This window comes from Paenibacillus sp. FSL K6-1558, assembly GCF_038002565.1.
Taxonomy (GTDB): Bacteria; Bacillota; Bacilli; order Paenibacillales; family Paenibacillaceae; genus Paenibacillus; species Paenibacillus polysaccharolyticus.
The window spans coordinates 489451-504020 of sequence record NZ_JBBOCV010000001.1; the positions used below are offsets into that span (position 1 = coordinate 489451).

The 14570-nt window shown below is 45.4% G+C and carries 12 protein-coding genes; 8 read left to right on the forward strand and 4 right to left on the reverse strand.

Annotation, left to right across the window (positions count from 1 at the left end; genetic code table 11):
- The first annotated feature begins 81 nt into the window (after nucleotides 1-81).
- Nucleotides 82-2346, forward strand: coding sequence for a glycoside hydrolase family 3 N-terminal domain-containing protein (locus MHI38_RS01940; protein ID WP_341180881.1), 2265 nt, complete (start codon nucleotides 82-84; stop codon nucleotides 2344-2346).
- Nucleotides 2347-2523: 177 nt separating this feature from the next.
- Here the strand turns inward: MHI38_RS01940 and MHI38_RS01945 are convergent, their stop codons facing one another.
- Both MHI38_RS01945 and MHI38_RS01950 read right to left on the reverse strand, forming a co-directional pair.
- Nucleotides 2524-3093 carry a GerMN domain-containing protein gene (locus MHI38_RS01945; RefSeq protein WP_154889027.1) on the reverse strand — a complete coding sequence of 190 codons (570 nt, stop codon included), beginning with the start codon at nucleotides 3091-3093 and terminating at the stop codon, nucleotides 2524-2526.
- Between the two features lie 48 nt (nucleotides 3094-3141).
- Complete coding sequence (locus MHI38_RS01950; RefSeq protein WP_154889025.1) at nucleotides 3142-4563, reverse strand: N-acetylmuramoyl-L-alanine amidase; 1422 nt, start codon at nucleotides 4561-4563, stop codon at nucleotides 3142-3144.
- A gap of 461 nt (nucleotides 4564-5024) precedes the next feature.
- Here MHI38_RS01950 and codB point away from each other — a divergent pair, with 461 nt between their 5' ends.
- From codB to MHI38_RS01975, 5 genes are all read left to right on the forward strand, one after another.
- On the forward strand, nucleotides 5025-6302 hold the full coding sequence (codB, locus tag MHI38_RS01955; protein ID WP_253494630.1) for a cytosine permease: 1278 nt from the start codon (nucleotides 5025-5027) through the stop codon (nucleotides 6300-6302).
- Nucleotides 6271-7545, forward strand: a complete 1275-nt coding sequence (locus MHI38_RS01960; protein WP_154889023.1) for a cytosine deaminase — start codon at nucleotides 6271-6273, stop codon at nucleotides 7543-7545. Before codB ends, MHI38_RS01960 begins: the two co-directional genes overlap by 32 nt.
- A 338-nt stretch (nucleotides 7546-7883) precedes the next feature.
- A complete protein-coding gene (locus tag MHI38_RS01965) occupies nucleotides 7884-8948 on the forward strand; it encodes a polysaccharide deacetylase family protein (protein WP_341180882.1) in 1065 nt (354 codons plus the stop codon).
- 207 nt (nucleotides 8949-9155) lie between these two features.
- Nucleotides 9156-9650: an RNA polymerase sigma factor gene (locus MHI38_RS01970; protein ID WP_154889019.1), complete on the forward strand. Its 495-nt coding sequence runs from the start codon at nucleotides 9156-9158 to the stop codon at nucleotides 9648-9650.
- A complete protein-coding gene (locus tag MHI38_RS01975) occupies nucleotides 9647-10669 on the forward strand; it encodes a hypothetical protein (RefSeq protein WP_154889017.1) in 1023 nt (340 codons plus the stop codon). Before MHI38_RS01970 ends, MHI38_RS01975 begins: the two co-directional genes overlap by 4 nt.
- Nucleotides 10670-10808: 139 nt before the next feature.
- Here MHI38_RS01975 and MHI38_RS01980 read toward each other — a convergent pair whose 3' ends face one another.
- Nucleotides 10809-11672, reverse strand: a complete 864-nt coding sequence (locus MHI38_RS01980; protein ID WP_090916024.1) for a LysR family transcriptional regulator — start codon at nucleotides 11670-11672, stop codon at nucleotides 10809-10811.
- Nucleotides 11673-11841: 169 nt separating this feature from the next.
- Here MHI38_RS01980 and MHI38_RS01985 point away from each other — a divergent pair, with 169 nt between their 5' ends.
- Entirely contained in the window at nucleotides 11842-12897 is a 1056-nt protein-coding gene (locus MHI38_RS01985; protein ID WP_154889014.1) for an oxidoreductase, read from the forward strand.
- Here the strand turns inward: MHI38_RS01985 and MHI38_RS01990 are convergent.
- Nucleotides 12880-13230, reverse strand: coding sequence for a winged helix-turn-helix transcriptional regulator (locus tag MHI38_RS01990; protein WP_154889012.1), 351 nt, complete (start codon nucleotides 13228-13230; stop codon nucleotides 12880-12882). The two genes, MHI38_RS01985 and MHI38_RS01990, sit on opposite strands and share 18 nt — an antisense overlap.
- A 159-nt stretch (nucleotides 13231-13389) precedes the next feature.
- Between MHI38_RS01990 and MHI38_RS01995 the strand changes: the two genes are divergently transcribed.
- Complete coding sequence (locus MHI38_RS01995; RefSeq protein WP_341180883.1) at nucleotides 13390-14304, forward strand: DsbA family oxidoreductase; 915 nt, start codon at nucleotides 13390-13392, stop codon at nucleotides 14302-14304.
- Nucleotides 14305-14570 lie beyond the last annotated feature (266 nt).

The following is a 14570-nucleotide window of genomic DNA, read 5'->3' on the forward strand; positions in this document are numbered from 1 at the left end:
TGAGCAACAAAAGCGGGGGAGTTCGCGTCTAACCCTTCATGAACTATTGAATTAAACAGGGAGTGAAATGAATTGCGTTTAATGTATAAAACCATTGCGGCGGCAGCGTTCGGTTCTATGTTGATCTGGGCGGGGAGTGCCAACGCGGAAACCACCTTTGTCGACCTCCAGCATACGCAATGGGCCAAGGATGGTATTCAGTATATGGCCAAAAGGGGCACAGTCGCAGGTTATGGCAATGGCAAGTTCCAGCCGCAGACATCTGTAACCCGAGGACAGGCCATTACCTTCTTGGTGCGTGAACTTTATCCGGATCAGCTTGAACAGCCAGTGGAAAAGCTGAAATATACCGATGTATCGATAAATCATCCTTTTTACCGTGAGATTGCCATCGCTGAGCAGCATGGGCTGGCTGGTGGATTTCCAGATGGCTCCTTTCGGCCTAATATACCGATTAGTCGGGCCGAAACGGCAGCTTTTTTGACGCGCGCATATCCGCTTCAACAAGGGACTTTGATCGCTAAGTGGACCGATACGGAGAAACATTGGGGGGCGGCGCCGATCCAGATTATGAGTTCAAACGGACTCGTTGGAGGTTATCCAGATGGGACGTATCAACCGGATCGGACGGTGACACGAGCGGAATATGCCGTATTCATGGCACGTGTCATTCAATTTGAACGTGAAGCGGCGATTCAGGCGAAGGATTGGGACAAGCTCATTTCGTATATGACCGTTAGCGAGCAGGTAGGTCAGATGCTTATGCCCGATATCAGACAATGGAACGGCAAAGCGACAACGACTGTAAACGAGGGATTGAAACGTAACCTTCAAGATCAGCATGTGGGCGGACTTATCCTTTTTGAAAAAAATATCGTGGATGCACAGCAAGTTACAACGTTTACGCATCAAATCCAAAACCAGACTGGCGATATCCCGCTATTTATTGGCATCGATCAGGAAGGAGGGGTGATTCGTCGTATTCCTGGCGGCACCAATCTCCCTGGACAGATGGCGCTAGGCGCAACGGGTGATCCTACACTGGCAGAAGCAGCCGGACGACTGACTGGAGAAGAGTTAAAAGCGCTTGGTATTCAGGTTAATTTTGCGCCTGTGCTTGATGTGAATAGCAATCCGGACAATCCCATTATCGGTATGCGATCCTTTAGCTCGAATGCGGAGCTGGTAACCCGGCTCGGCCTAGCCATGATCAAGGGACTTCATCAGTCGGATGTTGTTGGAGGCGTGAAGCATTTTCCAGGGCATGGGGATACATCCGTTGACTCTCACCTGGGATTACCTGTGCTTACACATGGACGTGAGCGACTGGACGCGGTGGAGTTAAAACCGTTCAAGGCGGTAATTAAGGAAGGTGTCGATATGATAATGACGGCACATATTGCCTTTCCGGCGATAGATAACGAGCAAGTAACCTCACGCAAGGACGGTACACCGGTTCCGCTTCCAGCTACACTATCTCGTAAGGTGTTAACCGGCTTGCTTCGTGAAGAGTTGCAGTATAAAGGTCTGATTATTTCCGATGCTTTCACGATGAAGGGGATTAGTGAGCATTTTGGTGAAACGGAAGCCGTTAGGCGTGCCGCTGACGCGGGTGTAGACATCATGCTCATGCCACAAGATGTGTCCAATGCTCATCAGGCACTCATTCAAGCTGTGAATAACGGGACACTTTCTAGCGAACGGGTGCATGAGGCGGTAAAACGTATTTTGACGGTAAAATCTAAATATCATCTGTTTGAGTCTGGTCCGTCTCTGACACAAAAGTTAAATAAGTTGAAAAGCATCATCGGATCTGATGCTCACCTTCAGGTGGAGCGTAGCATTGCGGAGCGGGCGGTTACTGTTTTGGCTGGAGCGGATGGCAAGAGCGTAGAGACAATTCGAGCCAGTGATCGAGTCGTCATCGTGGCTTCTGATGCGGATCAGGCTGAGCAGTTGCAAAAGCAACTCAAGCAAACCGCTGGTAATGCTTCCATTGAAACGGTGATGGTTGTTTTGAACTCGAATAATATGAAAACGGTGCTCCAGACCGTAAACAAGGCCGACTATGTTCTTATGGCTTCGTATCAATTCCGCAACGTAGCAAGTCAGTTTCGTTGGGAAGAGATGCAGTTATTCATCAACGAACTGAACCAACGCCAAGTCCGTTATACGTTGCTGTCTCTTGGCAATCCCTATGAGATGCTTCATTTGCACAATGTACGTTCAGCCCTTGCTGTGTATGGTAAACAGGAGCCCAACACGCTTGCTGCTATCAAGGTACTGCTAGGAAAACTTGAGGCAAAAGGCAAACTTCCAATCGATTCCGGACAGTCCGGCGAATAAACCGAATCGGATCACATTAGAAAAGATCAAGTTTCATCGTCGAAAAACCTTGCCCCTGAATAGAATCAGGTAGCAAGGTTTTTTACGCTTTACAGTGTGGCAATCGCTGAAGTTATCCACGCGTTGCCTTATTCATATCTTTGCTCTCGTAGACGCCATTTACCAGGCCTGATCCAATTATTCCGTACCACGAACGATGGGATTCTCCAATTCCACATGCCCCATCAGGCTCTCGCTTTCTTTCCCATCTACCAGAAGCTGTATGCTTTCGATTTCTTTAAACTGAAACATAGTTTGTTTCAACGTATCCAGGAAAAGAAGTTCGCCGCCAGAACCGAGCCTGGCTTCGTCGGGAATATGAATGTTTAATGTAAGTGCGCCATCTGCTTCGTGAAACTCAAGTGATTCCAGCCCGATGTCACTCCACAACGAGATATACTCCGGGTCATCCGAGCGCTGCATCACATCAAACGCTTGTGTATATTTCTCGTTATTGTTTGAAAATTCAATTTGAGCTTTTTTGGTTTTGACTTGCGTGAGTTCCGAGTCCACATAACCCACTTCAATTTCCTGTGATTCTTTTTTCTCGGCATCTGGTGCAGAGGGGGAAGAGCCGTTAGATGGAGTCGTATTAGGTGCAGGCTCCGCATTTCCAGGGTCTGTAGCCGGTTTATTGCCGCAACCGGCAAGGATGAGCAATAGAGCCGTAAGGTAGAGCAGGAGCATAATATTTGTCTTTTTTTTCATCAAAGCACATCCTTATCTTCACATTCAGTTCTCAATTACATTCACTATTCATTGCGATTGGTGTAAAAATTCCTTGATTCCATCCACGATAGCCTGAGCTGCTTTATTCTGAACACTGTCGGAAAGCATTGCTTGTTCTTCAACGAGATTGCTTAGAAATCCAATTTCAAGCAGTACAGCGGGCATCGTTGTATTGCGAAGCACTTCCAAATTGCCGTTCTTAACCTTGCGATCCTTAAAGCCTAACGCTTCTATGAGATGTCTGTGTACGATATCTGCCAGTTCTTTACTGCTGCTTCGTTTGTAATAGTACGTCTCGGTGCCTGTGGTCTGTGGTGAGGCTTTCACGCTGTTTCCATGGATGGATACAAACACATCCGCGTTTAACGTGTTAGCCAGCTGCACCCGCTCTGGGCGGGTAGGGTAAACGTCTGTGTCACGTGTCATTACAACTTCAATATCCGGCTCCTGAATTAGAAGAGCTTGAACTTTGAGAGCTAGCGGCAACGTGAAATCTTTTTCTTGTGTGTTGGAGATACCGATGGTGCCTGGGTCTTTGCCACCATGCCCGGGATCAATGACAACGATTTTTTTGCCACCTTCATTTCCAACGGGGCTGATTGGAACGCCGATCGTAGGTGTAAGCGCTAAGTCAAGAATTAGTTTGCCACTGACATATTGAGAGTTGACCTGCACATCGCTCAAATTATTCAACTCAATGACAACTCTAACTTGAGCCGGATCATTTTTGAAAAGGGCATATCGAATTTCTGTTACATTTGAAATACCGCTAACATCAAGCTTACCCATCGTGCCCTGCTGTAATGTTGACCCGATATCTCCAAAGGTGGTATTCGGCAGATCAACCACGATACGATCAGGATTGGATAGTCTGGTGATCTGTGGCGTAACCTCTTTGTCAACAGATACAACAAGCTGCTGATTAGCAAAGCTGAGATCATTAACTTTGCCCCATACGATGTTATTTCCTACGCCTGGAACAGTGGGTGCAGGGGATGGCTCAGCAACAGGAGGAACTTCAGTGCTTGTCAGGCCAACAATTTTTTCTTTGTTATTCCAGCTTACGGACAGTCCCATCTCTTCACTAACAAAACGAAGGGGAACAACGACCGTATTTTTGATTAATTTCGGTGCCGTGTTCAGAGTTACTTTTTCATTCTGAACCCTAGCTTCTTTCTTGCCTACGTTGAGAGACAGGATCTTGGCATTTTGTTCAATGCTCACATTCTGACTCTTCTGATCCCATTTCACGTTGAATTTCAAATTCTCAGCAACAACACGAATGGGAATCATGACATTGTTGTTTACATTGACAACTTCGACATCTGACGGCAACACAAGCTCCTGACCGTCCAATATAATTTTAGTTTGCGGGGCAGCTTGTCCCACATTGGGCAGGACAATCAGAAAAAATAAACTGAACAAGAGTACACTTACGAATTTTCTCATTTCACACCTCAATTTAATTATGCTTGTGACAATATTCTACATTTATGCGAATTGTTCCTGCTACGTGCTTCATTCTTTTTTAATAAATTACATCCTATTTTGACGTAGCAAGGGAAGACGTGGAGACCAAGCTACGACAGGAATTATGAGTTAAATACCGGCTTCTCGCGATGCGAATATTAATGAATTTGGATGAAAATGACATTGACAGTCAACCATTTTTACAAAATAATAGAATGTAATTGAATACTGGTACCTTTAATTCAGTCCAGAGAGGCTGGCAAGGGCAGCGGATTTTGTAATCACGCGAGAATCAGAGCATTTCCTGCACAGGAATGTTCTGTGTCTTCGCGCGGATTATGATGCATAAAGAGGCTACTTGTCAGCGTATAAGCGTGACAAGTAGCCTCTTTTTCTGCTTTTTTTATGGTATCAGAACACTTTTAACTGGAGGGTTTCTGATGAGCAAACAAGATCAAGAGTTTTCATGGCAAGAGGTGCCGAAGGCACAGCGCAATCATTTCTGGAAGACGTTATCCGTCATGCTTGGATTCACGTTTTTCTCGGCTAGTATGCTGGCTGGTGGGACACTTGGTGTCAGCCTCACCTTTATGGAATTTATGGCGATCGTGCTGGCAGGTAATCTGGTGCTTGGCATCTACACCGGGGCGCTGGCGCATATCGCTGCCAAGACAGGATTGTCCACCCATTTGCTGGCGAAATATTCGTTTGGTGAAAAAGGATCTTATCTACCTTCCTTCTTGCTCGGTTTTACACAGGTCGGATGGTTCGGGGTTGGGGTAGCGATGTTTGCCATTCCGGTTGCCAAAGCGATGGACTGGAACGTATACCTGCTTATCGTTGTATTCGGTCTGGCCATGACCGCATCCGCGATCTTCGGTATGAAGTCTCTTGTTATTCTTGGTTATATTGCAGTACCTGCCATAGCGATTCTCGGAGGGTACTCCATGTTTGAGGGAGCTGGCTCGCTGGGCGGGCTACAAGGGTTGCTGGATTACACGCCAACACAGACGCTTACCGCGGCCGCAGCGCTCACCATCTGTATCGGTTCTTTCATAAGCGGCGGGACGCTCACGCCAGACTTTGCACGTTTCTCCCGGACGTCGCGGCAGGCGGTTACGGCGACGGTGATTGCATTTTTCCTCGGTAACTCACTCATGTTCTTGTTTGGAGCTGTCGGCGCAATGGCGTACAATCTGGCTGACATATCAGAAGTGATGTTCCTGCAAGGGTTACTTATTCCAGCAATTATCGTACTGGGCCTCAATATCTGGACAACCAACGACAATGCTTTATATGCTTCGGGTCTTGGTTTTGCCAACATTACGAAAATATCGAAAAAATTCTTTGTTATCGTTAACGGGATCATCGGGACCGTATTTGCGATGTGGATGTACAACAACTTCGTGGGTTTCCTGAATGTGCTCGGCGCAGCAATTCCCTCGATTGGAGCAATCATCATTGCGGACTACTTCATTGTAAAACGCAGATCGTATGCACCATTTGCCGACATGAATTTCAAAAAAGTAAACTGGGTCGCTATGGTTGCATGGGCTATAGGTGTAGCATTTGCGCAACTGGCTCCCGGTGTAACACCGCTTAATGCGCTGATCGGTACAGCCGTAGCGTATGTAATCCTCATGGCTATCGTGTCCATGACATCATCCAAAGAAAAGGGGAAAACACATGATTATACAGAACGCAAAATTGCGGGGTAAAGAAGGCCTCTGGAATATCGTCTTTAGAGACGGGAAGTTTGAGCAGATTACACAAGATCCACAGCCAGCTTCGGGTACAAATGAAGAGACACTAGATGCAGGCGGAGCACTGGTGTTGCCACCATTCATTGAACCACATATTCACCTGGATACAACGCTGACAGCAGGGGAGCCGGAGTGGAATCTGAGTGGTACGTTGTTCGAAGGTATCCAGCGCTGGTCGGAGCGAAAAGCATTTCTGACCCATGAGGACGTGAAAACACGTTCCAAAACAGCTTTGAAATGGCAGATGGCGCAAGGCATTCAGCATGTGAGAACACATGTGGATGTGACAGATCCAAGCCTGATCGCCGTTAAAGCGATGCTTGAAGTGAAGGAAGAATTGGCACCGTACATCGATATTCAATTGGTTGCTTTCCCGCAGGAAGGCATTCACTCTTATCCAAACGGTGTGGAGCTGCTGGAAGAATCACTTAAAATGGGCGTGGACGTTGTCGGCGGCATTCCGCACTTTGAGTTTACACGTGAGTATGGCGTTGATTCCATGAGAGTTGCTTTTGACCTGGCTGAAAAATACGACCGTCTCATTGATATTCACTGTGATGAAATTGATGATGAGCAATCCCGTTTCATTGAAGTTGTTGCCAAGGAAGCGTATGAACGAGGGCTAGGCTCACGTACTACAGCAAGTCACACCACTGCAATGGGGTCATACAACGATGCATACACATACAAGCTGTTCCGGCTGCTCAAGATGGCCAATCTGAACTTTGTATCCAATCCGCTGGTAAACATTCACCTGCAAGGACGCTTTGACACGTATCCGAAGAGAAGAGGGCTGACACGAGTGAAGGAGCTGCAGGAAGCGGGCTTGAACGTTTGCTTCGGCCATGATGATATCTTCGATCCATGGTATCCGCTCGGTACGGGCAATATGATGCAAGTGCTTCACATGGGTATTCACGCTTCACAGTTGCTGGGTTACGACCAGATTGTGAATTCCATCGATCTGATTACAAAAAATAGTGCCAAAACACTGCACATTGAAGATCGTTACGGTATTGAAGAAGGCAAGCCAGCAAACTTCATTATTATGGAAGCAGAGAATGAATACGAAGCGGTGCGCAAACAGGCAGCGGTTCTGTACTCCTTCAGAGAAGGACGTAAAATTGCGGAAACAAAACCGCGTGATACATCCATTACTCTGGATGGTAGCGTAGAAAAGGTTACCTTTAATAAATAAATAGTGTGAAAGTTATCTCCTTGATACAGGTTTAAACCCTCTATGTTCTAGGTGGTGTTGACTCTGTATCAAGGTTTTTCTTTTTGGGATCGAAAAATAAATAGGATATATTGTAATAATTTGAATTTACTTCAATATAATCATCGTTTATACTAGATTCAACCCGGGCGAAGTGCTAGAAACATCATAATGATAGAGTTTAATCTATTCATCTATGTAAGCGCTTTTATCGGAAGGTGATTTTGGTTAAGAGAGGAGGCGGAGCGAAGTACGGCAGTAAGCCATTTCGATTGAACCATAAAGAATATGATGTTAACCAATTAACTGGAGGTGTATTCATGTTTAAATCCAAGCTCATTAAAGCTGCCATGTCTGTTGCCCTTTTAGGTTCGTTATTCGCTATTCCTCCACTGCCTTCTGCGACTGCAGCCGATGCCCGTTGTCCTAACGGTTATGTAGGTCTGACTTTTGATGACGGCCCTTCCAACAATACCAACAATATACTTAATGCACTGAAACAGTCGGGTCTGCGCGCTACCATGTTTAATACCGGACAAAACTCGCAAAACAATCAAGCTTTGGTTCGTGCGCAGGTATCCGCCGGCATGTGGATTGCCAACCATTCCTATACGCATGCGGATATGACGAAGCTGAATACTTCTCAGATGGCATCTGAGATTACACGTACACAGCAGACCATTCGTTCCATTACCGGTTCATCACCTTCACTCTTCAGACCCCCCTATGGTGCTACCAACGCAACGGTGAAATCGGTCATTGGCCAGAACGGTTTGAGAGAAGTGTTGTGGAATGTCGATTCACAGGATTGGAATGGAGCGAGTGCCTCCCAGATAGTAGCTGCGGTGAATCGTATGGCAAGTGGAGATGTTATTCTAATGCATGATCAGTACCAGACAACACTTCAGGCTATTCCTCAGATTGCTCAAAATTTGAAAAACCGAGGCCTGTGTGCCGGTATGATCTCTCCATCCACCGGAAGAGCCGTTGCACCGGATGGGGCAACGAACAATCCACCTGCAACGACGGTGAGAATCGAAACAGAAAATATGACCAAGAGCGGACAGTATACTGGCAATATCAGCTCTCCGTTCAACGGTGTTGTCTTGTATGCGAATAATGACGCCGTGCGGACGACACATAACTTCTCAAGCGGGACGCATCCATTCGCATTGCGAGGTGCGTCGAATAATGCCAATATGGCCAGAGTGGATCTAAAGATTGGCGGGCAGACGAAAGGTACGTTTTATTTTGGAGGCAGCAGTCCCGCAGTGTATACGCTGAATAATATCAGTCATGGCACCGGAAATCAGGTGATTGAGCTGATCGTAACAGCAGATGACGGTACATGGGACGCATATCTCGATTATTTGGAAATAAGTTAGTTTGTGAATCAACCCGTTTAAAGCGGGGCACTTTACCGTTAATGTTAATATGAATGGGCTATTTCAATGACACGCACTTGGTAGTGTGTTGTCAGCGAAATAGCCTTTTTTGCGTGTTTTGCAAGCGGAGATAAAAAAAGTGAAAACAAAATGTGACCAAATGTCGTCCGTAAGAGTGTTTAGGGTATAAAGGAGGGCACAACAACCATGCAGCAAACCATATCCCAACCAAGTGATGAAGTCACGAACATCTATGATACATACGCGGATACGCTGTTCCGGATTGCAATGGTTCACCTCGGCAGGCGGGAAGACGCGGAAGAAGCCACTCAGGATACGTTCATTAAATGGATGGAAAAAGCGCCTTCGTTCAACGATGCGGAACATCAAAAAGCATGGTTGATCCGGGTGATTACCAATCATTGCAAATCCCTGCTCCGTAAAGGCTGGCGTAAACGGGAAGTCAAGCTGGGAACCGTGGAACCCGTCATGATGGATAATCCTGAAGATCAGGCTTTGATTGAACTGGTGTTGTCTCTGCCCGTGAAATATAGATCGGTAGTTCATCTCTATTATTACGAAGACTATGGCATCCGGGACATTAGCCAAATTTTAGAGATTAGTGAATCAGCTGTGAAGATGAGATTACAACGGGGGAGACAACTATTAAAAGTGGAGCTTGAGGGGGAGGAACAACCATGAACGAACAACAATTCAAACAACGATATAAGAAAGCGGTGGATCAGATGAAACCAGATGACCAGATGAAAAAAAGAATCGAACAGAACGTGAATGTCCAGCGTCAACCCACGAAACGTCCTCGTAAATCGTTGTACATCGTCGCAGCAAGCATTGTTGTCGCCGCCAGTATCGGACTTGCAGCACCAACCGTCTGGCAGCAATGGGGTGGAACGACTGCACCTGCAAAAGAGACTGCGTTAAATAATGGAGAGGTTAACCAAGGAAAGGTTACCAAAGGAGAGACTGCGATCAAAACTGAAAACTCAAATATTGTTCCCGTCGAGATTCCGAAGATTGAGTTACCCAGTGATGATAAGAATGTTAAAGCAAGTATGATCGGATTAGTTGTTTATCAAGGTAACGCCTACACCGAATCTGCGACAACGGTGGATGCTGCAGATGCCTTGGCGCTACGAGGTGAGAAACTGGGCAAAACGACTGGTGGCATCCATGAGCTAAGTGGTAAGGATGACTACAAAGAGCTGGCCTCGACGATTGGTACAGCAGATATTTACACCGTGAACGGATACGATTCTGATTTTCGGATTATGTCTTATACGGAAATAGACGGACAAGTTTACGCCCAATTGTTCGATAAAACCAATGGTATGTCGATTAGCAGCGGCACAGATCTAATTGGCAAGCTTAACATCGAGGGTCATGTGACTGCAGCGCAGTGGGAGAGCTTCGATAGCTGGAATAATGGGCTGGGGCAGCTACAGCAGCTTCCGGCAGACGAGTCACTGAACCGTTTTATTGAAGCATTGTACAAAGCAACACCGGTTGCAACAAGTTCTGAACTGGAAGAACGTCTCTATGGCAAAGAAGATCGCAAAATGATTTATTTGACCCTGAAAGATAAAACAAAGGTTCAGCTTGTGTTGTTCGGTGAGGAAGGCATGGTGCGTTACGGTCATGTACCTGTATTTTTTGAAGTAGAGCAGGGGGCGTTTCAGCAATTATGGAACAGTCTTAAGTAATAAAAGAGCTGCTTGGGTGAGCAGAATGAGCTATTCAGTATGTAGAACGAGTTACAGTATAAAAAGAGAGCAGCCATCTGGCTGCTCTTTTTTATGCATATATGGTCGAATAGTCAGCAAAATGGTTCTCAATGAAGACCTAGAAGGTTATACACTTCTCATGTAACAGTCTCATGAACTGCTTAAGGGCACTGCTGACATATCGATTTTCACCACGAACAAATGTGGTAGTGGTTGGTGTAAATACATCAGATAGATTGTGTAACGTGTATGCCTCAGGTTTATTGTGAACAACACTACAGGGCATAATTGTCACAGCGATCCCGGATTCTACACAGTTAAGTAAATTTTCCATTGTACTGACTTCAATCAATTTTTTGGCCGAAAGTTCTTCTTCCGCTAAAAACTTTTCTGTAAGCTCACGATACGGGCACCCTTGGGGAAAGACAACCCACGAAAGCTGACAAAACGATTCCAGAAGCGTATCCGTTCGTTTCGAGATGATGTGAACCGTATCCTGCATCTCATATTCCACCTTTAATCCTTCCTTCACGCAGGCCCCGCTAATGAAAGCACCATCCAGTTCAGAAGACTGAATTTTATGCCTTAGCACTTTGGGGGAGGTGGCGTTCACCAGCGAAATGGACACGTCCGGATAAGTCATCTGATACTCATTCAAAATCTCCATGAAACGACGTGAAGCGGCGGTTTCGACGATTCCGATTTTCAACGTACCCGATGGTTCCTCCGGATCGATCATCTCTTGTTGCAAATCATGTAGCAGACCTCGAATCCGTGCCGCATAAGCAAGAAACTGCGTTCCTTTTTCCGTGGGTATCACCCCTTTGGAAGAACGGTTAAACAATTGAACCTGGTATTCTTCCTCCAGTTTTTTGATCCGTGTTGTGACATTAGACTGGGCATAGTTTAGTTCTTTGGCTGCTTGTGAGATTTTGCCCGAGCGTCCAACGGCCAGCATAATATCAATATCAGATAGTTCCATGACAGCCTCCCGAACAGCAATTTTTAAGCGGAAAAAGAACGATAGTTCTTCGTCATTTCTTTAAGTAAAGGTATCACTCTGAGTGATATCCTTATATATTCTAATCATTTTACGATATGTCTTATCCGTTCTACAATAACTTTAATTCAAACAGAGAAGAGGAAATGACATGACTAAAATCAATTTAAATTTGTTTCAACCTGCAACGATCAACCAATGGAAGCTTCGCAACCGTATCGTCATGGCTCCGCTCACTAGAGGTTTTGCATCAGATGCGGACGGAACGGTAACCGATGAAATCGCTGCTTATTACGAACAACGAGCTAGAGATGGGGTGGGTTTGATCATTACGGAAGGGATTAATCCGATGCTTTCAGGCAAAGGAACCTACGGGGTACCTGGATTATATACGGACGCACAGACCTCTTCTTGGAAAAAGGTAACGGAAGCTGTTCATCGACACGGCGGTACGATCATCGCACAATTATGGCATGTGGGTCGCCTTTCGCATTCCGACTTAATCGGAAGGAAACCCCAGGCCCCTTCAGCCATACAAGCGGAGGGGAAGGTGCATAAACTTCACAAGCCCTATGAATGCCCTCAAGCCATGACTCAAGGGGAGATCGAGAATGTTGTCTATCATTTTCAGATGGCTGCGCGCACTGCCGTTTTAGCGGGGTTTGACGGGATCGAGCTCCATGCAGCACATGGGTATCTGATTGACCAATTCATCAATGAGCGTACGAACAAACGAACAGATCAGTATGGTGGCGGTCTTCAGGAGAGACTTCGCTTTTTGAGAGAGATTATTGAGGCGGTGAAAAAAGAAATCAGCGTAGAACGCATAAGCATCCGGTTTTCCGAAAAAAAGGATGACGATCCTTCTTATTCATGGGCCTCTAGAGTCGAGACTCTCCAAGCCTATCTGGCGCTGTTTCGTGAAACGGGCATCACCATTCTGCACCCTTCAACCGAAAGTTATGCAAGTGTCTGGTTAGATGGACTTAACTTCCATCAGGCCATTCGGACACAATGGGAGCACATGATTATCGGAGTAGGGAATCTCAGTCTGGAGAGGGCGGAAGAGGCAATCAATGACGGTGTAATTGATCTGGCTGCTTTTGGTCGACCCTTCATTGCCAATCCGGATTTGGTACAAAGATGGACAACAGGACTTCCGCTAACTACGTATGATGCCACAAGACATTTATCCGTTTTGAAGTGAATTTGATCCTTGCTGCATATTTTTCTTACCCCATAACACCATCGATTCAATTAAAGGAACCAGTTCTTTACCGGATGGTGTGAGTGAATATTCGACTCTTGGCGGAATTTCGTTATATTGCTCCCGATGCACGATTCCGTATTGAATCAAATCTTTCAAACAATTGGTTAACATTGTTGGTGTGATGCCCGGCAGTCTTCTTTTTAATTCGTTATATCGAATAGCGTCATCTTCACTTAGAATCGCCAGAATTGGCAGATTCCACTTGCCACCAATCACTTGAAATGCATAAGTAGCCGGACAGAGTTGTTCAAAATTAAAATCATATTTCACACAAAAACCTCCAAGCCAAAGTTGTTGTTCCGGTCCATTAGTATACTTTTTGATACTTAGTCAGAAAAAGAATCGTACTTGTTCTGTAGATTGTAGATATTATAATCATACTAACACAAAGTCAATTCAATAGATAAGATCAAAAAGGATGGGATAATGATGAGTAATGAATCCATGATGTGTGATTTGGAAACGGGTGTATGTGGTGTAAGTGATGAAGAAGAAATGCAAGTGATTAATCTAAAGCAGGAAGAGAAAAAAATAACACTTTATTATGCTACAGACCCCATTTGCTCACACTGCTGGGCACTGGAACCTGTGTTGAATCGTTTTATAGAAGAGTACGGTCATTATTTTAATGTGGAGACCAAAATGGGTGGTTTGCTAGCGAGCTGGGAAGGGTTCTCTGATGGGGCAAATGGCATTTCGAAACCTGCAGATGTGGCAGGGCATTGGAGAGAAGTAGGTGAGCACTCACGGATGCCGATTGACGGTTCCGTTTGGCTTGAGAACCCAATCCAGTCATCCTATCCGCCTTCTCGTGTGTTTAAAGTCATAGAGCGCATGTATCCTGGGAAAGAACAAGCCTTTCTAAGAGTTGCACGTGAAGCCGTATTTGCGATGAATCGAAATATTGGAGAAGATGATGTGCTGATTGAGCTTGTGAATGGGCTAGGGCTGAATGGAAAAGAAATCGTGGCCAGTGCTGCTCAGCAATCTGCACAAGACTTGTTGGAAGAAGACTTTGAGATGACTGCCCGGCTAGGCGTAAGAGGTTTCCCATCCATTATTATTGTCAACAATGAGCAGCAAGGCATTAAAGTGGTTGGGGCTCGCCCTCTGGAAACCTACGTTCAAGCGCTACAGCAGATTCTGGATGAAGCGCCGAAGCCGAAGAAGATTGCTACATTGTCTAACAAAATCAAAGAAGGACATCTTCTGTTCTCTAGAGAAATTGAAGTACTGTATGACGTAGAGAAGGATCGTGTGGAGTCATTTGTACAATCTGAATTAGAAGAGGGCACCTACCAAGTAAGGCATATCTTAAATGAAATGGCTGTTCAGCGGGTGTAACTGACTCAGGAAAAAGATAGAAATAGAATTAGTACATTTATCCATGTGTTATTGCAAATTCCTCGAGGTCTGTATTCAAAAAAAGTCACATTAATACATGTGGATATGAGTTGGTTTATATATGAAGTGTATCTCTGATCTGAATCCACACCGTAAAATAAATGTATTTTATTAGTTCACTTGGTCTGGTCTGATATTGAAGTAAAAGCAGCTAACTTGGATGGTAGCTGCTTTTTTCAGGTTATCTGTTTTTAAATAAATAGACT